Genomic DNA, 23,230 nt, shown 5'->3' on the forward strand with positions numbered 1-23,230 from the left:
CTCAACCGGCACGCCCCAAGAAGAACCTAAACAGGCCGCCACGGACTTTTGGCATCACAAGGCCGAGTCGGATCAAAAAACGCCGGCCCGTCAGGCTCTCCAGCCCGCAACGGAATCAAGTCAGCCGTGATCGCCCGCATGATCCGAGCATGCGCCCGAACCGCGTCCCCAGGCTTCCCGTCGGTCAGATCCGACAAGTCAACCTGCTGTCCGAAGTGGACACGAAACACCGGCCGATCCCGCACCGCACGGAAGAACGACAACAGCAGCGGCTTCACATCCCGCCACCCCGTGACAACCTCAGTCCCCCAGTAAACCGCCTCATGCGCGCCCCACTGGCTGATCGTCACCACCGGCACATTCCCGCCGAGCGCCATCCGCGCCACACCGGTCTTCCCACGCTCCGGCCACAGCCCAGGCTCCCGGCTGACCCGCCCCTCCGGATAGACCAGCAGCGGCACCCGAGCCTCGCCAAGAGCGTCGACAGCGCGGTGGAACGCCTCCGCCACATGGGCTTTGCCGCGGTCGACCCGCAGGTGTCCCGCTTTGCGCAGGAAGTAGCCCAGCACGGGCGCGTCGAGCAGGCCGGCGGTGAGCATGAACCGGGGCGGGAAACCTGCTTTCGCGCATGCGGCGATCAGGACGAACGGGTCGAACATGCCGATGTGGTTGGCCGCGACCAGAACCGGGCGTCCGCGCAGGTCCTCGGGGAACTCGCCGGTGATCTCGACGCGTCCGACGGACCGCACCAGGGCTCGATCGATCCAGACCATCGCCCGCCAGACCAGCGGTGACTTGCCGTATGCCTTTCCACGGCGTGTCGACTGTTCTCCGTCGGTCCGCAGCGCAACCATGGCCAGAGCATGGCATGCCCCAGGTCGGTGTCGGCCGCCAGGTCGACACGGATTCACGTTGTCCGTGTGACCGGTGGGGCGGGAGGGCAGGGCCGACTACCGTGTGGGCTATGGCGAGCCGGACGACCTCCTCCAACAACGCGGGCAAGCGTCCCGCCGCGCGCAAACCCGCGGCCAAGCGTCCACCGGCGCGCAAACCGGCCGCCCGTAAGGCAGTGGTCCGCAAGGCTGCGGCCCGCAAATCACCCGCCAGGCAGAACGTCCTCGTCGCGATGTTCGCCGGCGGCTGGGGGCTGCTGGCCAAGGGCGCGGGTTCGATCGCCCGGGCCGTCGGGCGCACCAAGGAACTCGACCCGGCCCACCGCCGCGACGGTGTCGGCTTCGGCCTGATCGCCCTGGGCGTCGTCCTCGGCGCCGCCGTGTGGTGGCGGGCCGCGGGCCCGGTCGGCCGGGGCATGGAGATCGGCGTGCGCAGCGTGTTCGGCGCGCTGGCCGTGGCGCTGCCGCTGATGCTGCTGGTGACCGGCGTCGCCCTGATGCGCTCGGACCCCCAGCCGGAGAAACGCCCCCGACTCGTCGTCGGCGCGCTGCTGATCATCCTTTCGCTGCTTGGTGTCCTGCATGTGATCAGTGACCTGCCCACCGACAACACCGGGCGGATGTTCGCGGGCGGCGCGCTGGGCTATGTCTCGGGCGGCCTGCTCGCGAAGGGCGTCACCGCGTGGGTGGCGATCCCGGTCCTCGTCCTGATGCTCGGCTTCGGTGTCCTCGTCTTCACCGGCACCCGCATCCGCGAGATCCCGACCCGGCTGCGCGAACTCGCGGGCATGGAACCCGACGACGAAGGTCTCGACGACCTCGAAGAGCCCGAGCCGGAGCCGGTCAAGCTGCGCAGGCCCTCGCGGCGCCGGGTCGGGACGGCCGCCGAGGACGGCGCCGTGCAGCCCGAACTGCCGATCGACGAGCCGACCCCGCGGGTGCGCGCCGACCAGGTCAAGGAGAACAAGCCGGCAGGTGACCCGAAGAAGCCGAAGGACGCGATCACCGTGACCCGGGTCGTCGACGGCGACTACCGGCTGCCCGACCCGTCGATCCTGGCCGACGGCGACGTGCCCAAGACCCGCAGCAAGGCCAACGACCTGATGATCGAGGCGATCAGCGGCGTCCTCGACCAGTTCTCCATCGACGCCCAGGTCACCGGCTTCACCCGCGGCCCGACAGTCACCCGCTACGAGGTCGAGCTCGGCCCCGGCGTGAAGGTCGAGAAGATCACCGCGCTGACCAAGAACATCGCCTACGCCGTCGCCACGGACAACGTCCGGCTGCTCGCGCCCATCCCGGGCAAGTCCGCGGTCGGCATCGAGGTCCCCAACAGCGACCGCGAGATGGTCCGCCTCGGCGACGTCCTGCGCAGCGCCACCGCGATCAAGGACACCCACCCGATGGTGGTCGGCCTCGGCAAGGACATCGAAGGCCACATGATCACCGCGAACCTGGCCAAGATGCCGCACCTGCTGTGCGCGGGCTCGACCGGTTCCGGCAAGTCCAGCTTCGTGAACTCGATGCTCGTCTCGCTGCTCGCGCGGGCCACTCCGGACGAGGTCCGGATGATCCTGATCGACCCGAAGATGGTCGAGCTGACGCCGTATGAGGGCATCCCGCACCTGATCACGCCCATCATCACCCAGCCGAAGAAGGCCGCCGTCGCGCTGACCTGGCTGGTCGAGGAGATGGAGCAGCGCTACCAGGACATGCAGGTCAACCGGGTCCGGCACATCGACGACTTCAACGCCAAAGTGAGATCCGGTGTCATTCAGGCACCACCCGGCAGCGAGCGCGTCTACCGGCCGTACCCATACATCCTCGCGATCGTCGACGAGCTGGCCGACCTGATGATGACCGCCCCGCGCGACGTCGAGGACGCGATCGTCCGGATCACCCAGAAGGCCCGCGCCGCGGGCATCCACCTGGTGCTGGCGACTCAGCGGCCCTCGGTGGACGTCGTCACCGGCCTGATCAAGACCAACGTCCCGTCGCGGCTGGCGTTCGCCACCTCCTCGCTCACCGACTCGCGGGTCATCCTCGACCAGCCGGGCGCGGAGAAGCTGATCGGCATGGGCGACGCGCTGTACCTGCCGATGGGCTCTTCCAAGCCGGTCCGCATCCAGGGCGCCTACGTCAGCGACGAGGAGATCTCCGCGATCGTGTCGTTCACCAAGGAGCAGGCGCAGCCGGACTACCAGGACGGCGTCACCGCGGCCAAGGCGGGCGAGAAGAAGGAGATCGGCGACGACATCGGCGACGACCTCGACGTGCTGCTGCAGGCCACCGAGCTGATCGTGACGTCGCAGTTCGGCTCGACGTCGATGCTGCAGCGCAAGCTCCGCGTCGGCTTCGCCAAGGCGGGCAGGCTGATGGACCTGCTGGAGACCCGCGGCGTCGTCGGGCCGTCCGAGGGGTCCAAGGCCCGCGAGGTGCTGATCAAGCCGGACGAGCTGGAGAACGTCCTGTGGGAGATGCGCGGCGGCGCGCCCGCGGACGGCGACCCCGACGACTGACGGGGCGCAAGGTCCTTTTAGGTCTCGAATTGCTAACGACCGGTGGATATTCGCCCCAGGGAAGCGTATTGGCGGCGAAGGTACCGGCGGACGAATGTGGCGTGCCGTCGTAGCGGCATGATCGACGGAAGGACGCGCGTGCAGTACGACTACAGCTACAGCTCGGGACCCGATGCGGCGGCCATGGTGCCCGCCATCATCGCGGGCTTGGTCTTTTTTGTGGTGATCATCGTCGCGATGTGGAAGGTGTTCACCAAGGCGGGCCAGCCCGGCTGGGCCGCCATCGTCCCGATCTACAACACGTTGACCATGCTCAAGATCGTCGGCAGGCCGTGGTGGTGGCTGCTGTTGATGTTCATCCCGCTGGTCGGTGTCGTTATCGCCATCATCGTCATGATCGACCTGGCGAAGGCGTACGGCAAGGGCGCAGGCTTCGCCGTGCTGCTGATCCTGCTGTCCTGGATAGCGATTCCCATCCTCGGCTTCGGTAGCGCCCGCTACGTCGGCCCCGTCGCCGACCCGGCCTTCGCTGCCGGTGGCGGCTACCCGCCCCACGGCGGCTACCCCCAGGGCGGTTACCCGCAGCAGGGCGGCTACCCGCAGCAGCAGGCCTACGCGCAGCCCGGCTACCCGCAGCAACCGGGCTACCCGCAGCAGCCCGGTTACCCGGCGCAGCCCGGTTACCCGCAGCAGGCGCCCGCCCAGCCTGGTTACCCGCAGCAGCCTGGTTACCCGCAGCAGGGCGGTTACCCCCAGCAGCCCGGCTACCCGCAGCAGGGCGGCTACCCGCAGCAGCCGTACGGCCAGTAAGTCCCGCTCTCCACACGGGCGTCCCGGCATCGTCGGGGCGCCCGTTGTGCTTTGCAGGCAACCTCATGGGCCGCGAATTCCGTCTCAGCGGTGAAGACTGGAGGAATGACCATGGTGAACGGCTTGATCCGCGTCTTGGCACTGGCCGCGCTGATGGCGGTGTCGGCGTGCATGACGGGCGGGGCGGACACGGGTGGGCCGTCGACCACCGAACCGCCGTCGACGACGCAGCCACCGGGTCCGGCGCTCGACGCCGACTTCCCGCTGCGCAAAGGCGAATCGCTGACCCTGTCCGCCGAAGGCCTCACGGTGGGGTACCAGACGCTCGTGGACGACAGCCGGTGCAAGCCGGGCCAGGTGTGCGTCTGGGAAGGGGACGCGACCATCCGGGTCACGGTCAACAAGGGTGGCGGACCCGAGGCGATCGAACTGCACACCCACCGGGATTTCCCGACGTCGGTCGTGTCCGAGGGTTACCGGATCAAGCTCGTCGGGCTCGACACCGCTGGGGACGTGGCGACCCTGTTGGTGAGCAGAGAAGCTTCCTGACTTCGAGCGTGACGCAGGGTTTCGGCGGTGCTGCGGTACCCGCCGCCGAACTCCCGGACGGCCGCGTAGTAGATGTCGGCCGTGCGCTTGCACAGCCAGTTCCGGCCGCAGACCGAGTACAGGTCGGCCCGGAACACGTTGTCGACGCTCAGCCGGGTCGTCTCGTCGAAGCGGGTCTGCGCCTTGTAGTTGCGGTAGCCGAAGTCGTGCCGGTGGCAGGCGGACAGGAAGTCGAAGCCCAGCGGTGTGTCCGGCGAACTGGAGCAGCCGTCGGACGACCAGTCGATCTGGTTCGCGAACGGTTGGGCCGCCCGGGTCTGGGCGAACCGCGGCAGCGCCAGGGTGAAGAGGAACGTGTCGGTGGTGGCGCGCAGCTCGGTCTGCGGCAGCTCCGCGGCGGCGGTTCCCGCGCCGATGACAAGCATGATCACGGTGGCGAGCAGGGCTCGGACGGCGAGCATGACAACTCCTCGGTGACGTCGACGCTGCGCCTATTACGCATGGCACCCGCGGTGCTTGGCCACCGCCGTTCGGGTCAGTCGCCACCAACATCGGGTGAAGTTCGGCCGCACGCGAACGTCACGGCCAGTCGCGCCTGCTCCGGCGCCAAACCCAGCGCCGCCAGGAGTTCGCGGTCGGCGGCGCCGCCGAGCAGGTACCCGGCGAGTCCCTGGTCGGCGACCGCCAGCGCCAGCGACTGCGCGGCGGCACCGGCCTCGACCAGCCCGAACCGTCCCGCGCGCGGCCCGTACTTGGCGAACAGCTCGATGTCGGTGAGCACCAGCACGACGACCAGCTGCGGAGCCGCGCTGTCCGGCGGAGCGCCGACCAGCGCGGCCAGCTCCGTCCACTCGGGACAGGGGGCGATATCTTGCAGGGCATGGGTTCGCGGGTCGTAGCGGGTGACCCGGTAGGACAGGGCGTGGTCGGCGTCGAGCAGGATGGGGTAGGCGCGGACCGCGGCGAGCCCGCCCGCGGACGGGTACGAACGCCTGCCCGGTGCGGTCTCGGCCAGGGCGGCGAGCACGGCGCCGAGGTCGCGGGCACGCAGTGGGCCGGTGCCGAATCCCCGGTCGCTGCGCCGCTTCGCGAACAGCTTGGTGAGGGCGTTCTTCGGTCGGTGTAACGCGATCGGGGGACTGGGCAGCACGAACGGGTCGAGCCGCGACGGCGCGTCACGGTACTCGCCCAGGCGCTCGGCGAACGCCCGCTGGGTGAGCGTGCTCAGGCCGCTCTCGGTCCAGAACTCGTCGAAGGACATCGGCTCACCCAAGGGGATGCGGATACGGCGACGGGAACCCGGTGCGCGACACCAGGTCCGGGTAGCGCCAGGACAGTTCGCGCGCCCGGCCGCCCAGGTTGGGCCACCGGTGGTCGGCGTGCAGCGGGGTCAGGTCGGGGGAGAGCGCGCGGACGCAGCGCAGGCCCACGGCACTCAGCTCGGGCGTCGTGAGGTCCCGGTAGGCGAGACGGACACCGGCCTGGGTGAGGGCGTCGACGAACGGCCGCAGCCCGGGTTCGGCGGCGTCCGGGGGTGGCTCCTTGACCTCTCCGGTCCACAGCGGGAGGTCGGCCCAGGCGTCGAGGGCGCGGGTGTAGTAGACGGCGTGGCGGTCGAAGTCGGTCACCTCGTCCGGTCGCCTGCTCGCGGTGTCGCCACCGGCGAGCCAGACCCGGATGAACACCGTGCCCTGACACCACTCCAGCCACGCCTTGTCGACCGCGTCGGCCCAAGTCGCCCGGCAGGCCAGACCGAAGGTGGGCCGGAGTTCGCCCGCCACCGGAAGCGTTCCGGCGATCGCGGCGACCGGGTACGGGCTGTAGGCGGGAGTCAGATCGAACGCGGTGATGTCGCCGCCAAGCGCGCGCACGGGGTCCGTGAGCCGGGTGGGGAGTGGGATTCGGGCGGGGGCGAGGCCGTGTAGCCACACTGTGGCGAGCGCGTCACGCTCGACGATCTCGCTGATCGCGCTCAACAGGGCCGCATTCGCCGAAGGGCCGGCGGCGAGACCGGATGAGGTCGCCGGCAGTCGGTGCCTGCCGTCCAGGGAGATCAGACCGGCGGGCACCTGGATGGGTTCGTTGTCGGGCAGTGTCCACGCGGTGGTGTAGCCGGGGTTCTCGTATCCGGCGTGCGGAAAGTCCTTGTGGGCGCGCTGCTCGGGGGAGTGCAGGGTGAACTCGTCGAGGTCCCATCGCGGGCCGTCGGTGTCCGTGGTTTCCAATGGACAGCGGGTGGCGGCGTGTCGTTCGAGGGCCTCGGCGAGTGCGGCCAGCCGGGCGGAGTCGGCGTCGAACCCCGCGCCGCCGGTCGTGCCGCCCGTCGTGGACGGGTCAGGGATCGCGGCGAACCCTGGAATGTCCACATCGGACAAAGAAGGCGGAGTGGCCTGGAGTCGCGACACGACGCCCTGGCGCCACCCGACCGCGCGGTCGAGCAGGACCGACGACAGCGGCGGCCTCATCGCCGGTACACCGAGATCGCGACGACCACGGAGATCAGGGCGATCACCGGGCCGATGAACAGATAGCCGCCCAGCAGGACCAGATACGCGCCGCCGATGAGTTCCACGACGAACGCGAACGCGCCCACCAGCAGTCGGACCGCCGACATGGCGGGCCTCGGCGAACCCGCCCAGGCCGCGATCAGGGCCACAGCGGTGCCGGCGCCCAGAACGACGGCAGCAGCGACGATCCGGAGGATGTCGCCCGGCAAGTCCAGGTTGACGGCGATCAGCACGACGGCGAAGAGCGAGGTGAACCAGGTTGCGGCGGAGAAAGCGCGAGCGGTGTGATGCCGCTCCAGGCGCTCGGGCTCGGCGACGCGCGCCAAGTCCCGGCCGAGTCCGCCGTGCAGGACGATCGGCGTGGTGAGCGTGGAGGCGAGGCAACAGCAGCAGCAACAACAGCAGGTCGGGGTCGCGGCCGCCGCGCCGAGTGCGCCCGGGCTGAACTGGTCGGGCAAGCGTAAGGCGATCACGCCGACTCCCACGGCAGGGTGACGCGCCCCGGGTGTGGTCGGCTGCAGGAGTCGCAGTCGGCGCTCGGCAGGACGTCCTCGGCGGTGCTGCTCAGGGTCCGCAGGTCGTAGGAGACGCTGCGCTGCAACAGGGCCAGAGAACCGTCGCCCAATTCGCGCAACGCGTGCGCGGCCAACGCGATCGGCAGGTCGGGCTCGGCGGCGGCCTTCGGCGCGGGCGGCGGTTTCGGGTCGCCCCACCGACTTCCGGCGCGGCGGGCGAGGCACTCCAGGCAAGCGCTTGCACCCGGGACGACCAGCGGTCCGAGCGCGATGGTGTGGTGGAAGGCGAGGTCGAGCAGGACGTGAATCTGTCCACTTCGGACCAGTCCGGCGCTCAGACCGACCACTTCGGCCAGCCTGGCTGTCGTGCGGACCACGACGAGCACGTCGGGGTCACCGACTGGCGGAAACGCCTTCGCCAGGGCCGAGGTGAGGTCGGGGGAGGCGTCCCCGAGGACTTGGGTGCCGACGCGCAGCGTGCGCGACTGCCCCGGCCCGGGCAGCGCGGCGGGCCGCAGGGCACCGAGGGATCGCAGCTGCGGCAGCACATCCCGGGCGGAGGAGGTCAGCGCCCCCGGATCGATGTCGCGCCCGTCGAACGCCGCCGCGAGCTGCTCGGCGTCGGCCCGCGGCACGTCGGGGACGAGGTAGATCAGGTCGGCCCCGGCGAACACGACGAGCCCTTCGTCGCGAGCCTGCGCCCGCCAAGCCGGATCAGCGACGAGCTTCGCGGTCATTGCTCCTCCTCCGCGTCGGCTTCGGCGAGGTAGCGGTCGATGTCGGCGTCGGCGGGCTCGTCCGGGTGGGCCGCCGTGCCTTCGAGCCGTTCGGCCAGGACCGGGACGGTGTGCCCGGCCCAGGTGGGTGGCCGGTCCTCGGGAAGCAGATTGTGCTTGCGGGCGAACGCCTCCGCGGAGTCCCGAATAGAATCGCGCAGCGCGCCGGCAACCACACCTTGCGCGGTCTCGGTGAGTTCGACGAGGAGGGCGCGGACCCGGTCGAGTTGGTCGTCGCTGCTTGCCTGGTCCGCCAATCGCGGCCAGAGGATGCGCTCGAAGACGTCGACGAAATCGGCGGCGATCCGGTCGGTCTGCCCGCGCAGCCGCTCGAACGCGTCGAGAATTTCGCGTGGGGGCATGGCCATCTCGGTCATCGCGGTGCCCGAGTCCATCGCCCAGCGCCGGACGAACGGTTTGCCGCGCTCCCACCGGATCAACCCCATTCGGCTGGCCCGGCGGAACAGCTGCGGGCGAAGGTCCCGAACCGACACCAACGCCCGCAGCTCCCGCATGCCGACCGGCACCCAGTCGTCCGGGCCCCCCTGGCCGGTCAGGCCGAGCACGTCGCCGACGCGAGCCCCCAGGTCCCGCGCGGCGATCAGCTCGGCGATCGCGGGCAGCGAGAAACCCCGCTGCTGCAACCTGTTCACCAGCCCGAGCCGCTCGACATGGGACGAGTCGTAACGGGCCGTGCGGCCCTCGCGCCGAGGCGGATGCAGCAGTCCCCTCGTCTGGTACATCCGGATCGTGCTCGTCGGCAGCCCGGCCTCGGCGGCCAGCTGTTCGACAGTCAACGCGGCGTCTCGTCCCACAAACAGGATCCTGTCGGACGAGGATTCATCTAGTCAAGACTCTTCGAGTGATTACTCGAACAATCACAGCTTCAGGAGCATGCGGGTGTTGCCCAGGGTGTTCGGCTTCACATACGGCAGGTCGAGGAACTCCGCGACACCCTCGTCCATCGACCGGCGCATCTCCTCGTAGACCTCCGGGCTGACCGGGGTGCCGTCGATCTCGACGAACCCGTGCCGGGCGAAGAACTCCGTCTCGAACGTGAGCACGAAGATCCGCGACAGCTCCAGCTCACGCGCGGTCGCCACCAGCCGCTCCACCAGCGCGTGTCCCACCCCGAGCCCCACGGCAGAGGGCAGCACCGCGATCGTCCGGATCTCGGCGATGTCCTCCCACAGCACGTGCAGCGCGCCGCAGCCGACCAGTTCGCCGTCGACCTCCGCGACCCAGAACTCCTGAACGTCCTCGTAGAGGGTGACCATCGCCTTCGCGAGCAGCACTCGCCCGACGTAGGTGTCGACGACGGCCTTGATCGCGCGGACATCGGTGGTCCTGGCGCGGCGCACCAGCGGAGACGGCTTCACACCGAAAATCTATCCCTCCGCCTGGGTGGCCGTGCTCCACGCACCGAAGAAACCGAGGAAGGTCGTAAGCCCGGCCAGGGCGGTGTAGTACGCCAGCTCACCGGAGAACCGGTATCCGACGAAGGCGGCGGCGGAGATCAGCACCCAGGCCAGCGGATGCCCCCACCGCAGCAGCCACGCGCGAAACCCGTTCGCCGCCACATGGGGGTAGACGAACACGAACACGATCGCGGGCACCAGCGCGGCCAGCCCCGGGATCCACAGCGGAACTCCGGCAAACGTCACCTTTCCACCATCACCCCGCGCAGTCTGTCGCGCATCAGGGTTTGCCCTGATCAGGGTACGTAGTTCGGCAATTCGGGTGGGCGGGCAGAATCGTGGTGGCGGCACGAACCTAGGAGAACCATGCGCGAGGCAGTGATCTGTGAGCCCGTCCGTACTCCCGTCGGAAGGTTCGGCGGGGTGTTCAAGGACGTCCCCGTCACCACTCTCGCCGCGACGGTGATCCGCGAACTCCTGCGGCGCACCGGTATCGACCCGGCCGTCATCGAGGACGCGGTCTTCGGCCAGTGCTACCCCAACGGCGACGCCCCCGCCCTCGGCCGGGTCGCCGCCCTCGACGCGGGCCTCCCGGTGGAGGTCCCCGGCGTCCAACTCGACCGCCGCTGCGGCTCCGGCTTGCAGGCGGTGATCAATGCGGCCATGCGCGTGCAGACCGGCGTCAACGACGTGGTCCTCGCGGGCGGCGCGGAAAGCATGAGCCAGGTCGAGTTCTATTCCTCGGCGATGCGTTGGGGCGTCAAGGGAACCGGCGTCGAACTGCACGACCGCCTCGCCCGCGCCCGAGTCACCGCGGGCGGCGTCAACCACCCCGTCGACGGCGGAATGCTGGAGACCGCGGAGAACCTCCGCCGCGAGTACTCGATCCCACGCGAAGAGCAGGACGAACTGTCCCTGCGCTCGCACACCCTCGCCGTCGCCGCCATCGAGGCGGGCCGGTTCACCGACGAGATCGTCACCGTCACCGTCCCCGGCCGCCGCGGCGAGACGGTCATCGACCGCGACGAACACCCGCGACCCGAGACCACGATGGAGAGCCTGGGCGCCCTCAAGCCGATCATGGCCCGGCAGGACCCCGACTCGACGGTGACGGCGGGCAACGCCAGCGGCCAGAACGACGGCGCCGCGGCCTGCCTGGTCACCACCCCGGAGAAGGCCGCCGAACTGGGCCTGCGCCCGCTGGCGAAGCTGGTGACGTGGGCGAGCGCCGGAGTCCCGCCCCGCACGATGGGCATCGGCCCGGTCCCCGCCACCGCGAAGGCACTGGACCGGGCGGGCCTCACGCTGGCGGACATGGACCTGATCGAACTCAACGAGGCCTTCGCCGCCCAGGTCCTGGCCTGCACCCGCGAGTGGAAGTTCACCGACTCGGACTGGGACCGCACCAACGTCAACGGCTCCGGCATCTCCCTCGGTCACCCCTTGGGGGCGACCGGCGTCCGAATCCTCTCCACTCTGCTGCGCGAAATGCGCCGCCGGGATTCGCGCTACGCCTTGGAGACGATGTGCATCGGCGGCGGCCAGGGCCTGGCCGCGATCTTCGAACGGGTCTGACGGGCGCGCGCGGGATCAGCCCGCCCGCTCCCCGAGCACGCAGAACTCATTGCCCTCGGGATCGGCCAAGGTCACCCACGGCACATCCCCCTGCCCGATATCCACCCGCGAAGCCCCAAGCGCGATCAGCCGCGCGACCTCAGCCGCCTGATCTTCCGGCCGAAAATCGAGATGCAGCCGGTTCTTCACGCTCTTCGCTTCAGGGACGGTCGTGAACAACAGCCCCGGCAACCGATCCGCCGTCGGCCGAATCTCGAACTCATCCGGCGCGTCTTCGACCACGACCCAGCCGAGCGCCTCCGCCCACCACCGCCCCAGCGCCGCCGGATCCGCGGCGTCGACCATGACCTGCTCCCATTCCAGACTCATGACGCGGCACACTACGACAACCTGGTCGGCCCCGGCGGAACCAGGGATGGCACCATTGCCCGTGGCGGCCGGTGGCGCTGACCAACCCCGGTGCCCCGGCCGCCCTCGAAGGACCCGTGGCCGCCACTGGTCAAAGTGGCTGTCCAAGGCGGTTACCCTGTGTCCGTGCCCTCTCCGACCACGTCACGCCGTGTCGCCATGCTCACCCTCGGGTGCGCCCGCAATGAAGTCGACTCCGAGGAACTCGCCGGTCGTCTCGCCGGCGGCGGCTGGGACCTGGTCGACCTCGAAGGCGGCGCGGACGGTGAGGCGGCCCCGGACGTCATCGTGGTCAACACCTGCGGCTTCGTCGAGTCCGCCAAGAAGGACTCCGTCGACACGCTCCTCGCCGCCGCCGACACCGGCGCGAAGGTCGTCGCCGTCGGGTGCATGGCCGAGCGCTACGGCGCCGAGCTGGCCGAGAGCCTGCCCGAGGCCAGCGCGGTCCTCGGCTTCGACCACTACCCGGACCTGGCCGAGCGCCTCGGCGACATCGTCCAGGGCCATGCCGTCCCCTCGCACACGCCGGTCGACCGCCGCACACTGCTGCCGATCACGCCTGTGCAGCGCCAGGAAGCCGCGACCGACGTCACCGTCCCCGGCCACGGCTGGGGCCCGCGGGTCATGCGCAAGCGCCTCGACGACGCCCCGGTCGCCTCGCTGAAGATCGCCTCCGGCTGTGACCGCCGCTGCTCGTTCTGCGCGATCCCGTCCTTCCGCGGCTCCTTCGTCTCCCGCACCCCCGACGAGATCGTCGCCGAGGGCGCGTGGCTGGCCGAGCAGGGTGTGCGCGAGCTGGTCCTGGTCAGCGAGAACTCCACCTCCTACGGCAAGGACCTCGGCCGCGAGCACGCCGGACAGGGCGCCCTCGAAGCCGTCCTGACCCGCCTGGCCGCCATCGGCGGCATCGACCGCGTCCGCGTGTCCTACCTGCAGCCCGCCGAGACCCGCCCGAACCTGGTGCGCGCCATCGCCACCACCGAGGGTGTCGCGGACTACTTCGACATGTCTTTCCAGCACTCCAGCGAGACCGTGCTGCGCCGCATGCGCCGCTTCGGCAACACCGAGTCGTTCCTCGGCCTGGTCAAGCAGATCCGCGAGCTGTCGCCCGCCGCGGGCATCCGCAGCAACGTCATCGTCGGCTTCCCCGGCGAGACCGAGGACGACGTCGACGAACTCGCCCGCTTCCTCACCGAGGCCAAGCTCGACGCGGTCGGCGTGTTCGGCTACTCCGACGAGGACGGCACCGAGGCCGAGAACCTGGGCGACAAGCTCGACACCGACACCATCGGCGCGCGCGTCGCCCGGATCTCCGCGCTGGTCGAGGAGCTGACCACGCAGCGCGCCGAGGACCGCGTCGGCTCGGAGGTCGTCGTGCTCATCGAGTGCGAGGAGTCCGAGGACGAGGACTGCAGCGGCCGCGCCGCCCACCAGGCCCCCGAGGTCGATGGCGAATGCGTCGTGGTCGACGGCAACGGAATTGATCGCGGCCCGGTCCTCGTCGGCGACCTGGTCGTCGGCGACCTCGTGCGCTGCCGCGTGATCGACAGCGAGGGCGTCGACCTGGTCGTCGAGCCCGTCGCGGTCATCCCGCGCGCGGCGGTGGCGGCCCCATGAGCCCGGCCGCGACCGGCGACGACGCGCCCGCCGCCGAACCCACGCGGCCGGTGCTCCCGGAGCCCACCCAGGTTCCGGTGCTCAACATCGCCAACCTGCTCACCCTGTCGCGGCTCGCTCTTGTCCCGGTCTTCCTGGTGGCCCTTTTCGTGGGCGACGGCCACGACTCCACGTGGCGGCTGATCGCCACCGCCATCTTCGGCGTCGCCTCCGTCACCGACCACGTCGACGGCTGGCTGGCCCGCAAACACGGCCTCATCACCGACTTCGGCAAGATCGCCGACCCGATCGCCGACAAAGCCCTCACCGGGGCCGCGCTCGTGGGGCTCAGCGTGCTCGGCGACCTGCCGTGGTGGGTGACGCTGGTCATAGCCGCCCGCGAGATCGGCGTGACGCTGCTCCGCTTCTGGGTGATCCGCCAGGGCGTGATCCCGGCGAGCCCGGGCGGCAAGCTCAAGACCCTGGTCCAGATCTTCGCGATCACGCTCTTCCTGCTGCCTCTGCCCGCGGGCTGGCTGCCGGTCTCCTGGACGATCATGGGTGTCGCGGTCGCACTGACCGTCATCACCGGCGTCGACTACGTGATCCGCGCCGTCCGGCTGCGCGCCCTGGGCAAGCGGGTCGTCGGCTCATGACCGCGCTGGCGCTGGTCCCCGGCCTGACGGCGGAGCCTGTCGCCGCGCTGATCGACCGCCTCCGCGAGCGCGGCGAGACCGTCGCCACCGCCGAATCGCTCACCGCCGGGCTCCTCACGGCCGTCCTGACCAGCGTTCCCGGCTCCAGCGCCGTGGTGCGCGGGGGGCTCGTCGTGTACGGCGCCGACCTCAAGTCGTCCCTCGCCGGAGTCGACGCCGCGCTCCTCGCCACGAACGGTCCGGTCGACCCCGACATCGCGGTGCAACTCGCCGCGGGCGCGCGTGACCGGTGCCAGGCGAGCATCGGCATCGGCCTCACCGGTGTCGCCGGACCAGACCCGCAGGACGGTGTGACGCCGGGCACGGTCTGGGTGGCGCTGATCAGCGCGCGCGGCCCGAGTGTGGCGCTGCTGACGCTCTCCGGAGATCGCGAAGAGGTCCGCGCGGGCGCTGTCCAAGGTGCGCTGGACCTGCTCACGGCCGATCTCGATACGCTCATCGAGTGAGGTTGTCGTCACCAAGCGTGCCTGACATGATCATGTCCGAAACCGGCGAACCCGCGTCCACCAGGGAACATTCGATCCTCTCCGATCGTTCGCTCTTGGCGGACTACCCGCAAAGGCGCTGCGTTTCGTCGGCGTCAGTCGGTAACGTTGTGGAGGAGACGGCCACACGTTGTCCCCAAGCCGGTCACCGACCGGGAAGGGAACGGCGTTCGGACTGGTTCCGCAGGAGGAAGGGAGGTGCGCGATGACCGTGCTGTTGCGAGAGGCGATCGGTGATCGGCTCCGACACGCCCGCACCAACCAGCAGCGCACGCTGCGGGAGGTCTCCCGCTCCGCGCGGGTCAGCCTGGGCTACCTCTCCGAGGTAGAACGCGGGCGCAAGGAGGCCTCAAGCGAACTCCTGGCCGCCATCTGCGACGCCCTCGCCCTGCCGCTGTCGGAACTGCTCCACAAGGTGGCCGCCGACATCGGCGCGCTGACCGCCGTGGAGCACTCCATGCCGGAGCAGGCGGCCGTCGAGGAGTCCACCAGGCAGGCGGGCCCCCGGGCCGCGGCCGAGGGCGGCAGGCTGGTCCCCGCGATCGTCGGGGAGAACCTGGCCGATCTGCGCATCCAGCCCGCGCTGTCGCACCGGATCGAGACCTCCCTGGGCGGCACCAGGGCGGGCGCGGTGTTCGCCGCCTGATCCCGTGTGGGTCATGGTCGCGATCGCGGCCGCCGTCATTGTGGCGGCCGCCATTCCCGTACTGACCGGCGCGCACCGACGACCCATGGGCGTGCCCGTTCGGGTACGGGCTGATTCCGCGATCGCGCGATCCCGACGACTGCTCGCCGACATCGACGCCGTGGCCTTGAGATCCACCACACTGGGCGCGGTCCGTCGTTCCGCGGCGGAGCTCGTCGCCGCGATAGAGCGAGCCGCCGATGAGTCGACGCAGGTCACAGCCGTGGACGGACTGCGCGAGGTGCGCGACGACGTCCGCGGGCCACACCCCGACCCCGCGGTGTTGGTCGCCCGTTTGGCCGCGCTGACCGCGGCCCTGGTCGGGGATCACCCGCAGTCCGGGCCCGAGCATCAGGGTTGATCTCCGAGGTAACCCTGAAATCTGCCGGGTCTGGTGGTACGGCTTCGACGCACCTGACACGATGGAACCCACAACGGTGCCGGAGCGTTGCCGTTTCGTGGTCGGCAGCGGGGTCCAGTGGTCCGGCAGGTACGAAGAAGGCAGGCGGAGGAGATGGCCAACCCGTTCGTGAAGTTCTGGAAGTACCTCATGGCGTCGTTCTCGTCGAAGATCGACGAGCACGCCGACCCGAAGGTGCAGATCCAGCAGGCCATCGAGGAGGCGCAGCGCGCGCACCAGGCCCTCTCACAGCAGGCCGCGGCGGTGATCGGCAACCAGCGCCAGTTGGAGATGAAGCTCAACCGCCAGCTCGGTGAGGTCGAGAAGCTGCAGGCCTCGGCCCGGCAGGCCCTCGTGCTCGCCGACGAGGCCCGTTCCAAGGGCGACGAGCAGAAGGCGACGCAGTTCGAGAACGCCGCGCAGTCCTTCGCCACCCAGCTCGTCACCGCCGAGCAGGGCATCGAGGACCTCAAGACGCTGCACGACCAGGCGCTGCAGGCCGCGGGGGCGGCCAAGACCGCCGTCGAGCGCAACGCGATGGTCCTGCAGAACAAGCTCGCCGAGCGCACCAAGCTGCTCAGCCAGCTCGAGCAGGCCAAGATGCAGGAGCAGGTCTCCAAGTCGCTCAACCAGATGAGCGAACTCGCCGCGCCGGGCAACACCCCGTCGCTTGAGGAGGTCCGCGACAAGATCGAGAAGCGGTACACCACCGCCCTCGGGTCCGCCGAGCTCGCCCAGAACTCGGTGCAGGGCCGGATGATGGAGGTCCAGGCCTCCACCACGGAGATGGCGGGCAACTCGCGGCTCGAGCAGATCCGCGCGTCCATGGCGGGCGGCAAGGTCGCGGGCGAGGTCACCAGCGGACCGGCGGCGGCGGCCGCGCCGACGGCCAACATCCAGGCGGAGATCCAGCAGCGGGTGGCCCAGGAGCAGAAGGCCAACCCGCAGGCCGGTTCCTGACCAGACGATGACGGGGTCGCGCAGGCGCGAGCTGATCAAGCTCGGAGAGTTGGTAGGCCAGCATGTGCGCGGCCCCTACGCGGACCAGATCCGCGGCACGATCGCCAAGTGGCGCGATCCGCGGGCCAAGGCCGTGCGGGAGCGGCGCAAGGCGGCGAGACGGACCAGGCTGTGGACCGCCACCGGTGTCACCACCGGTGGCGGCGCCGCCGTCCTGCAGACCGCCGTCGAGTCCCCTGGCGCGGGACCTGGGGTCCTGATCGGCGCCACCGTCATCGCGGGCTTCATGGCGGTCAGCGCGGGCATCCAGTCCAGGCGGCTGCACAAGCAGCCGCTGCCGGACCCGATCCGCATCCCCACGCGACTACCCGCCCGAGGCTCCCAGGCACGCGAACCGATGCGCCGCCTGGAGGAAGCCGAGGACACCCTCCATGAACTCCTGTCGCAGCTCTCACGCGGCGCCATGGTCCCGGCCGACTCGGTCGACCAGGCCCGACGCACCGGAGCCGACGCGGCGACCGCGCTGCGCGCCACCGCCGCCCAGCTCCACGCCGTGGAACGCGCCCGAGACCACGCCCCGCCGTCCGACCGCGCGGCCCTCTCCGACGGTGTCCGGCGATTGCGAACCCACCTCGACGAGGGTATCGACGGCTACTGCCGCCTGGTCGGCGCCGCCGGCCACGCCTTGGCCGCCAGCACCCGCACCAGCGGCCGCGCGGAACTCGTCGATGCCACGGACCACCTCGCAGGCCTTGCCCACGCCCTGCGTGAGCTGTCATAGCCCGAGGGATCCAACGGGCCCGGACATGCGTCCCACTGTCGAGACAAGGGGGCGAAATGGCCGATCGAAACCAACTACTGCGCCGACAGTTGCGCACGCGGATCTTGTTGGCCCTGTTGCTCGCCGCGGCGGGCTTTTTCCTGCTGCCCGTACTGGCCGTGTGGCTTGGTTTCCTTCCGCACCCGGGCACCACCGTCCTTGACCGGTCCCTCTCCGCCGCTTTTGTCCTGGGACTGCCCGCCGTGGCCTGCTGGGCCCATGTCAAAACCCTCGGCGACGCCCTGTCGGCCGAGAGCGAACGACCGCTGCCGCCGCCCCCCTGAGCCGTACCTGCGAACGCGACCGGCACCCCGCCAACGACGTTGTGCCCATGATCACTACCAGGCTCACGTCATGGCCCCCCAAATCCACCGTCTCCACCTCGAACCGACCCGAGGGGAGCCCGCCGTGGACACGATCGACCAGGCAGCACTGCGCGAGACCGTGGCCGAGCGCGTGGCCGAGGCGGCGGCCTATGAGGACCGCTTCTGGGACATCGTCGACAACAGCCACATCGACCGCACCCGCGCCTCCCGCATGCTCGACGTCGCGGTCGAGTGGATCGGCACCGGTCGCGGCGATGTCGTCGACCCGTACGCCCTCGTCCTGTCCTGGATGCCTGCCTAGAGCTACCGGTCCACCAGCCAGCACTAGCGCATCTGTGTGAACATCACGGTGTCGTATCGACTTGGCGACTACCTGCTGTGGCACCATGCACCGACAAATCCCGGGCGTGGGTGGAGGCGGCATTGACGGTGTGGTCCGTGCACGGTGACGGCCGCCGCGTCCGTGATGGTGATCAGGTCGCGCCCAACGAGCGGCTCAGCTGGCCGCTGACCATCGGGCTCGGGCTGCAGCACGTGGCCGCGATGTTCGGCGCCACGGTGCTGGTGCCCGCCCTCACCGGTTTCCCGGTGACGACCACGCTGCTGTTCTCCGGCGTCGGCACCCTGCTTTTCCTCATCATCACCCGCAACCGCGTGCCCAGCTATCTTGGCTCGTCGTTCGCGTTCATCGCGCCGCTGATGGCCACCCGCGACGAGGGCATGGCCGCGCAGCTCGGAGGCGTGCTCACAGCCGGTCTGCTGCTCATGGGTGTCGGCGTCGCGGTCAAGGCGCTCGGTGTGCGGCTGCTGGACTCGGTCATGCCGCCGGTCGTCACCGGCGCGGTCGTCGTGCTTGTCGGCCTCAACCTCGCGCCCACCGCGACCCAGTCGTTCGCCAAGCAGCCTGTGGTCGCCGTGGTCACCCTCGCCACGATCCTGATCTGCGGGGTCGCCCGCGGCCTGCTCTCCCGGGTCTCGATCCTGGTCGGCATGCTGGTCGGCTGGGCGTTCGCCGTCTTCACCGGCGCGCTGAGCGACGAGAGGATCGCCGCGCTCGCCGCCGCGCCCTGGTTCGGCCTGCCCGAACTGAGCGGCCCGCAGCTGCGCCCGTCGGTGGTCTTACTCGTCATCCCCGTCGTGATCGTGCTTGTCGCGGAGAACGCGGGACACGTCAAGGCCGTCGGCACGGTCACCGGCCGCAACCTCGACGGCAGTGTCGGCGACGCGCTCATCGCCGACGGCCTCGCCACCACGCTCGCGGGCGCGGGCGGCGGCTCGGGCACGACGACCTACGCCGAGAACATCGGTGTCATGGCGCTGACCAAGGTCTACTCGACCGCCACTTACGCCGTCGCCGCGCTGACCGCCATCCTGCTGTCCCTGGTCCCGAAGTTCGGCGCGCTGGTCAACACCATGCCCGACGGTGTCCTCGGCGGCGCCACGCTGCTGCTCTACGGCATGATCGGCCTGGTCGGCGTCCGCATCTGGATGGCCAACAAGGTCGACTTCACCGACCCCGTCAACCAGCTCGTCGCCGCCGCGGCCGTGGTGGCGGGCGTGGGCAACCTGACCATCACCATCGGCGAACTCACGATCGAGGGCATCGCCTGGGGCTCGATGTTCATCGTGCTGGCCTACCCGCTGCTGCGCTGGTGGCGCGGCCGCGGCGACGAGTTGGACAAGGTCACCGTGCGGCGACCGCGCGGTTGATCCGGCGCACCAGCGGCGGTCCCTCGTAGATGAACCCGGTGTAGAGCTGCACCAAGGTCGCGCCCGCGTCGAGCATCCGCTGCGCGCCGTCGGCGTCGAAGATCCCGCCGACGCCGATCACCGGCAGCCCGCTCTCCTGGTGCACGAAAGCCACCACGTCGCGCGCGCGCTCGGCCAGCGGCCGCCCGCTCAGGCCACCCGCCTCCGCGCCCGTCTCGACATCGGACGGCGCCAGGCCCTCACGGCTGAGCGTGGTGTTGGTGGCGATGATCCCGTCGACCCGGTGGTCGGCGCAGACCTGCAGCACCTCGGCGATCGCGTCGTCGGTCAGGTCGGGGGCGATCTTGACCAGCAGCGGCTTCGTCGACTCCCGGCGCAGCTCGCCGACCAGAACGTCCAGCGCCGCCCGGTCCTGCAGCCCGCGCAGCCCGGGGGTGTTGGGGGAGCTGACGTTGATCGCGAAGTAGTCGCCGTACTCGTGCAGGGCGCGCAGCGAGTGACGGTAGTCCTCGACCGCCTCGTCGACCGGCGTCACCTTCGACTTGCCGATGCTGATGCCCAGCGGCACCCCGACCGGCCCGGTCGCGCGCAGCCGCGAGGCCAGCGCGTCGGCGCCGGCGTTGTTGAAGCCCATCCGGTTGACGATGGCTTCGCTGTCGGTGAGCCGGAACAGCCGCGGCTTCGGGTTGCCCGGCTGCGGGTGCTGGGTGACCGTCCCGACCTCGACGAACCCGAACCCGAGCGCGGGCCACGCCCGCAGCGCGTGCCCGTCCTTGTCCATCCCCGCCGCGAGCCCCACGACGCCGGGGAAGTCCACGCCGAACGCCCGCACGGTCTTCGACGTGCCGAAGTAGTGGCGCAGGACGGACACGGCCGGGCGGACTTTCGCCAGGCGGGTCAGACCGGCCATCGTGCGGGTGTGGGCGATCTCGGGATCGCCGCCGCCGAGTTTGAACAGGGTGCTTCGAATCAGCTGCTGGTAGACCACGTCCACATCGTGTCACCCGCCCGGTTCGGACATGATGGTCGGTGTGAGCGTCGACGACTTGTACGGGCTGCCGCGGGAGGAGTTCATCCCCGCCCGCCGCGAACTCGCCCGCCAGGCCCGGGACTCGGGCGACAAGGAGGGCGCCGCGGCCATCGAGAAGCTGGCAAAGCCCACCACGGCCGCCTGGCTGGTCAACCGGCTGGCCCGCGAACACCCGGACGAGATCGAGTCCCTGGTCACCCTCGGCGACGAACTGCGCGAAGCCACCGGCAACGCGTCGGGCTCGGAACTGCGGGCCCTGACCCGCCGGCGCACTGAGCTGATCGGGCAACTCGTCGGCCTGGCGGGCGGATCGAAGCTGACCGAAGCGATCACCCGAGAACTCGAAGACATGTTCACCGCCGCCGTGGCCACCCCCGAGGCCGCCGAGGTCCTGCGCGCGGGCCGGATCACCACCGCCCGCGACTTGGCCATCGCCCCCACCTGGCCCGGCCTGTCCCTCACGCCGCCTGCTGAACCCGCCGCCAAGAAGCCCGCGGAGAAACCCAAGCCGCGCGCCAAGGCCGACGATGAACGCGCCCGCAAGGCCGCCGCCCGCCAAGCGTTGGCCGAGGCGAAGGCCCAGGTAAAAGCCGCCGAAGCCGAACGCGCCGCGGCGGACAAGGCCATCCGCAGGGCTGAGGACGCGGTCACCGCGGCCGAAAAACGCGTCCGCGACCTCAACGCCGAGCTGGACGCCGCCGAGGTGGCCGAATTGGAGGCCCGCCGCACCCTCCAGCTTGCCCGCCGGGACGCGAAAGAGGCCGAACGGGCATCCGGACTCGCCTGGCGCAAGATGCAGCAGGTAGAGGAGAGCTCAGCGGACTAGGCCGTGAGCCCACCGGTTGCCCATCGCCTGCGGACGACACGAGCCGCAGACCGCAGGCGGAAGGTGCTCCGGCACGTCACGACGTCGCTGGACGGGTTCGTGGCGGATCCCAATCACGCGACTCCGCCGCCGTCCCCGCCCCACCCCCAACCCGCGAGTCGCCCCGCCCGGCAAACGAGTCGCCCCTCCAGGCAAGTGAGTTCGACATTCGCGTTATCCCGAATGTCGAACTCACTTGCCGGAACGGGCGACTCGTTTGCCGGGCGGGGCGACTCGCGGGCTGTGGACGTCAGGCGGTTTGTCCGCGCGGATCGGGCCGAAACGCAAGAACGCCGCCCGCTCCACGTGGGAGCGGACGGCGTCCGTAAGCAGTCCTCGGCTTATTCGAGGTAGTCGCGCAGCACCTGCGAGCGCGACGGGTGGCGCAGCTTCGACATCGTCTTCGACTCGATCTGGCGGATGCGCTCACGGGTCACCCCGTAGACCTGCCCGATCTCGTCGAGCGTGCGCGGCTGGCCGTCGGTGAGGCCGAAGCGCAGGCGGACGACGCCCGCTTCGCGCTCCGACAGCGTCGCCAGGACCGACTGGAGCTGGTCCTGCAGCAGGGTGAACGACACCGCGTCCACGGCCACGACGGCCTCGGAGTCCTCGATGAAGTCGCCGAGCTGGCTGTCGCCCTCGTCGCCGATCGTCTGGTCGAGCGAAATGGGCTCCCGGGCGTACTGCTGGATCTCCAGCACCTTCTCCGGGGTGATGTCCATTTCCTTGGCGAGTTCCTCGGGCGTGGGCTCGCGGCCCAGGTCCTGGAGCAGCTCACGCTGTATGCGGCCGAGCTTGTTGATGACCTCGACCATGTGCACCGGGATACGGATGGTGCGCGCCTGGTCGGCCATCGCGCGGGTGATGGCCTGGCGGATCCACCACGTCGCGTATGTCGAGAACTTGTAGCCCTTGGTGTAGTCGAACTTCTCGACCGCGCGGATCAGGCCCAGGTTGCCTTCCTGGATCAGGTCCAGGAACGCCATGCCGCGGCCGGTGTAGCGCTTGGCCAGCGACACCACGAGCCGCAGGTTCGCCTCGAGCAGGTGGTTCTTGGCCCGCTCGCCGTCCCGCACGATCCAGCGCAGGTCGCGCCGCATCTGCGGCTGCAGCTTCTCGCTCTCGTCCTCGGACTTGCGCACCCGCTCCGCCGCGTAGAGGCCCGCCTCGATCCGCTTGGCGAGTTCGACCTCCTCCTCGGCGTTGAGCAGCGCGACCTTGCCGATCTGCTTGAGGTAGGCGCGCACCGAGTCGGCCGAAGCCGTCAGCTCGGCGTCCTTGCGGGCCTGCCGGAGCGCCTCGGACTCCTCTTCGTCCCAGACGAAGTCGCCGTCCTTGCCGGGTTCCTTGGGGTCCTTCTCCTCGGGCTCCTCGGCGACCTCCTCCACCGGCTCGACCTCGACCTCTTCCAGGTCGGCCAAGTCGGGGCTGTCGGCGTCCTCCGGCTCTGCGCCCTCGGGACCGTCGCCCTTCTTCGGCGCGGCCTTGCCCGCGGCGGCCTTCTTCGGCGCGCGCGCCGTCTTGGCGCCCGCGGCCTTCTTGGCCGGCGTCTTGGTCGCGGCGGTCAGGTCTTCTTCCGACTGCTCGCTCTTGGTCGTCTTGGCGGCGCTCGCCGACGCGGTGGAGCGTCGGGTTGCGGTTCGTGCGGCTGCCACGTACGCCCTTTC

General features: G+C 70.2%; 27 protein-coding genes. 15 read left to right on the forward strand and 12 right to left on the reverse strand.

The window, feature by feature from the left end:
* Nucleotides 1-26 precede the first annotated feature (26 nt).
* On the reverse strand, nucleotides 27-854 hold the full coding sequence (locus tag ACUZ2Y_RS28680) for a lysophospholipid acyltransferase family protein (RefSeq protein ID WP_476324719.1): 828 nt from the start codon (nucleotides 852-854) through the stop codon (nucleotides 27-29).
* Nucleotides 855-964: 110 nt separating this feature from the next.
* On the opposite strand from ACUZ2Y_RS28680, the gene ACUZ2Y_RS28685 reads away from it, so the two are divergent.
* The 3 genes from ACUZ2Y_RS28685 to ACUZ2Y_RS28695 all read left to right on the forward strand — a co-directional run bounded on the left by ACUZ2Y_RS28685 (nucleotide 965) and on the right by ACUZ2Y_RS28695 (nucleotide 4,771).
* The gene (locus ACUZ2Y_RS28685) at nucleotides 965-3,412 is read left to right on the forward strand and encodes an FtsK/SpoIIIE family DNA translocase (RefSeq protein WP_476324721.1); all 2,448 of its coding nucleotides are present in this window, start codon (nucleotides 965-967) and stop codon (nucleotides 3,410-3,412) included.
* Nucleotides 3,413-3,529: 117 nt separating this feature from the next.
* Nucleotides 3,530-4,222 (forward strand): DUF5684 domain-containing protein, encoded by a 693-nt coding sequence (locus ACUZ2Y_RS28690; RefSeq protein ID WP_476324723.1) that lies wholly within the window; start codon nucleotides 3,530-3,532, stop codon nucleotides 4,220-4,222.
* Between the two features lie 105 nt (nucleotides 4,223-4,327).
* On the forward strand, nucleotides 4,328-4,771 hold the full coding sequence (locus ACUZ2Y_RS28695) for a hypothetical protein (protein WP_476324725.1): 444 nt from the start codon (nucleotides 4,328-4,330) through the stop codon (nucleotides 4,769-4,771).
* On the opposite strand, the gene ACUZ2Y_RS28700 is transcribed toward ACUZ2Y_RS28695, so the two are convergent.
* The 8 genes from ACUZ2Y_RS28700 to ACUZ2Y_RS28735 form a co-directional block, all read right to left on the reverse strand.
* On the reverse strand, nucleotides 4,696-5,232 hold the full coding sequence (locus ACUZ2Y_RS28700) for a phospholipase (protein ID WP_476324727.1): 537 nt from the start codon (nucleotides 5,230-5,232) through the stop codon (nucleotides 4,696-4,698). The genes ACUZ2Y_RS28695 and ACUZ2Y_RS28700 overlap by 76 nt on opposite strands.
* 74 nt (nucleotides 5,233-5,306) lie before the next feature.
* On the reverse strand, nucleotides 5,307-6,032 hold the full coding sequence (locus ACUZ2Y_RS28705; RefSeq protein WP_476324729.1) for a nitroreductase family protein: 726 nt from the start codon (nucleotides 6,030-6,032) through the stop codon (nucleotides 5,307-5,309).
* A gap of 4 nt (nucleotides 6,033-6,036) precedes the next feature.
* Nucleotides 6,037-7,236 (reverse strand): YcaO-like family protein, encoded by a 1,200-nt coding sequence (locus tag ACUZ2Y_RS28710; RefSeq protein WP_476324731.1) that lies wholly within the window; start codon nucleotides 7,234-7,236, stop codon nucleotides 6,037-6,039.
* Nucleotides 7,233-7,751, reverse strand: a complete 519-nt coding sequence (locus tag ACUZ2Y_RS28715) for a hypothetical protein (protein ID WP_476324733.1) — start codon at nucleotides 7,749-7,751, stop codon at nucleotides 7,233-7,235. The genes ACUZ2Y_RS28710 and ACUZ2Y_RS28715 overlap by 4 nt, the downstream gene beginning before the upstream one ends.
* The gene (locus ACUZ2Y_RS28720) at nucleotides 7,748-8,530 is read right to left on the reverse strand and encodes a hypothetical protein (RefSeq protein ID WP_476324735.1); all 783 of its coding nucleotides are present in this window, start codon (nucleotides 8,528-8,530) and stop codon (nucleotides 7,748-7,750) included. The genes ACUZ2Y_RS28715 and ACUZ2Y_RS28720 overlap by 4 nt, the downstream gene beginning before the upstream one ends.
* A complete protein-coding gene (locus ACUZ2Y_RS28725) occupies nucleotides 8,527-9,384 on the reverse strand; it encodes a MerR family transcriptional regulator (RefSeq protein WP_476324737.1) in 858 nt (285 codons plus the stop codon). Before ACUZ2Y_RS28725 ends, ACUZ2Y_RS28720 begins: the two co-directional genes overlap by 4 nt.
* A gap of 63 nt (nucleotides 9,385-9,447) precedes the next feature.
* A complete protein-coding gene (locus tag ACUZ2Y_RS28730) occupies nucleotides 9,448-9,948 on the reverse strand; it encodes an amino-acid N-acetyltransferase (RefSeq protein ID WP_476324739.1) in 501 nt (166 codons plus the stop codon).
* Nucleotides 9,949-9,957: 9 nt separating this feature from the next.
* A complete protein-coding gene (locus ACUZ2Y_RS28735; protein ID WP_476324741.1) occupies nucleotides 9,958-10,233 on the reverse strand; it encodes a hypothetical protein in 276 nt (91 codons plus the stop codon).
* A 120-nt stretch (nucleotides 10,234-10,353) separates the two neighbouring features.
* Between ACUZ2Y_RS28735 and ACUZ2Y_RS28740 the strand changes: the two genes are divergently transcribed.
* Entirely contained in the window at nucleotides 10,354-11,562 is a 1,209-nt protein-coding gene (locus ACUZ2Y_RS28740; protein ID WP_476324743.1) for an acetyl-CoA C-acetyltransferase, read from the forward strand.
* 15 nt (nucleotides 11,563-11,577) lie between these two features.
* Here the strand turns inward: ACUZ2Y_RS28740 and ACUZ2Y_RS28745 are convergent, their stop codons facing one another.
* A complete protein-coding gene (locus ACUZ2Y_RS28745; RefSeq protein ID WP_476324745.1) occupies nucleotides 11,578-11,931 on the reverse strand; it encodes a VOC family protein in 354 nt (117 codons plus the stop codon).
* Between the two features lie 198 nt (nucleotides 11,932-12,129).
* On the opposite strand from ACUZ2Y_RS28745, the gene rimO reads away from it, so the two are divergent.
* The 10 genes from rimO (at nucleotide 12,130) to ACUZ2Y_RS28795 (ending at nucleotide 19,668) form a co-directional block, all read left to right on the forward strand.
* On the forward strand, nucleotides 12,130-13,587 hold the full coding sequence (gene rimO, locus ACUZ2Y_RS28750) for a 30S ribosomal protein S12 methylthiotransferase RimO (RefSeq protein WP_476332124.1): 1,458 nt from the start codon (nucleotides 12,130-12,132) through the stop codon (nucleotides 13,585-13,587).
* On the forward strand, nucleotides 13,584-14,222 hold the full coding sequence (gene pgsA / locus ACUZ2Y_RS28755; RefSeq protein WP_476324747.1) for a CDP-diacylglycerol--glycerol-3-phosphate 3-phosphatidyltransferase: 639 nt from the start codon (nucleotides 13,584-13,586) through the stop codon (nucleotides 14,220-14,222). The genes rimO and pgsA overlap by 4 nt, the downstream gene beginning before the upstream one ends.
* Complete coding sequence (locus tag ACUZ2Y_RS28760) at nucleotides 14,219-14,728, forward strand: CinA family protein (protein ID WP_476324749.1); 510 nt, start codon at nucleotides 14,219-14,221, stop codon at nucleotides 14,726-14,728. Before pgsA ends, ACUZ2Y_RS28760 begins: the two co-directional genes overlap by 4 nt.
* Nucleotides 14,729-14,972: 244 nt before the next feature.
* Nucleotides 14,973-15,413 (forward strand): helix-turn-helix domain-containing protein, encoded by a 441-nt coding sequence (locus ACUZ2Y_RS28765; protein WP_431425015.1) that lies wholly within the window; start codon nucleotides 14,973-14,975, stop codon nucleotides 15,411-15,413.
* A 13-nt stretch (nucleotides 15,414-15,426) separates the two neighbouring features.
* Nucleotides 15,427-15,813 carry a hypothetical protein gene (locus ACUZ2Y_RS28770; RefSeq protein ID WP_476324751.1) on the forward strand — a complete coding sequence of 129 codons (387 nt, stop codon included), beginning with the start codon at nucleotides 15,427-15,429 and terminating at the stop codon, nucleotides 15,811-15,813.
* A gap of 153 nt (nucleotides 15,814-15,966) precedes the next feature.
* Nucleotides 15,967-16,812, forward strand: coding sequence for a PspA/IM30 family protein (locus ACUZ2Y_RS28775; RefSeq protein WP_476324753.1), 846 nt, complete (start codon nucleotides 15,967-15,969; stop codon nucleotides 16,810-16,812).
* Between the two features lie 7 nt (nucleotides 16,813-16,819).
* On the forward strand, nucleotides 16,820-17,593 hold the full coding sequence (gene pspM, locus ACUZ2Y_RS28780; RefSeq protein ID WP_476324755.1) for a phage shock envelope stress response protein PspM: 774 nt from the start codon (nucleotides 16,820-16,822) through the stop codon (nucleotides 17,591-17,593).
* Between the two features lie 56 nt (nucleotides 17,594-17,649).
* A complete protein-coding gene (locus tag ACUZ2Y_RS28785; RefSeq protein ID WP_476324757.1) occupies nucleotides 17,650-17,916 on the forward strand; it encodes a hypothetical protein in 267 nt (88 codons plus the stop codon).
* A gap of 124 nt (nucleotides 17,917-18,040) precedes the next feature.
* Nucleotides 18,041-18,259 carry a hypothetical protein gene (locus ACUZ2Y_RS28790; protein ID WP_476324759.1) on the forward strand — a complete coding sequence of 73 codons (219 nt, stop codon included), beginning with the start codon at nucleotides 18,041-18,043 and terminating at the stop codon, nucleotides 18,257-18,259.
* Nucleotides 18,260-18,387: 128 nt separating this feature from the next.
* Complete coding sequence (locus tag ACUZ2Y_RS28795; RefSeq protein WP_476332126.1) at nucleotides 18,388-19,668, forward strand: uracil-xanthine permease family protein; 1,281 nt, start codon at nucleotides 18,388-18,390, stop codon at nucleotides 19,666-19,668.
* Here ACUZ2Y_RS28795 and ACUZ2Y_RS28800 read toward each other — a convergent pair.
* Nucleotides 19,643-20,656, reverse strand: coding sequence for a quinone-dependent dihydroorotate dehydrogenase (locus ACUZ2Y_RS28800; RefSeq protein WP_476324761.1), 1,014 nt, complete (start codon nucleotides 20,654-20,656; stop codon nucleotides 19,643-19,645). The two genes, ACUZ2Y_RS28795 and ACUZ2Y_RS28800, sit on opposite strands and share 26 nt — an antisense overlap.
* 43 nt (nucleotides 20,657-20,699) lie before the next feature.
* Here ACUZ2Y_RS28800 and ACUZ2Y_RS28805 point away from each other — a divergent pair, with 43 nt between their 5' ends.
* Complete coding sequence (locus ACUZ2Y_RS28805) at nucleotides 20,700-21,524, forward strand: hypothetical protein (RefSeq protein ID WP_476324763.1); 825 nt, start codon at nucleotides 20,700-20,702, stop codon at nucleotides 21,522-21,524.
* Nucleotides 21,525-21,904: 380 nt separating this feature from the next.
* Here ACUZ2Y_RS28805 and ACUZ2Y_RS28810 read toward each other — a convergent pair whose 3' ends face one another.
* Complete coding sequence (locus ACUZ2Y_RS28810; RefSeq protein ID WP_476324764.1) at nucleotides 21,905-23,218, reverse strand: RNA polymerase sigma factor; 1,314 nt, start codon at nucleotides 23,216-23,218, stop codon at nucleotides 21,905-21,907.
* Nucleotides 23,219-23,230: the final 12 nt, after the last annotated feature.

The organism is Actinokineospora sp. UV203 (assembly GCF_056323665.1).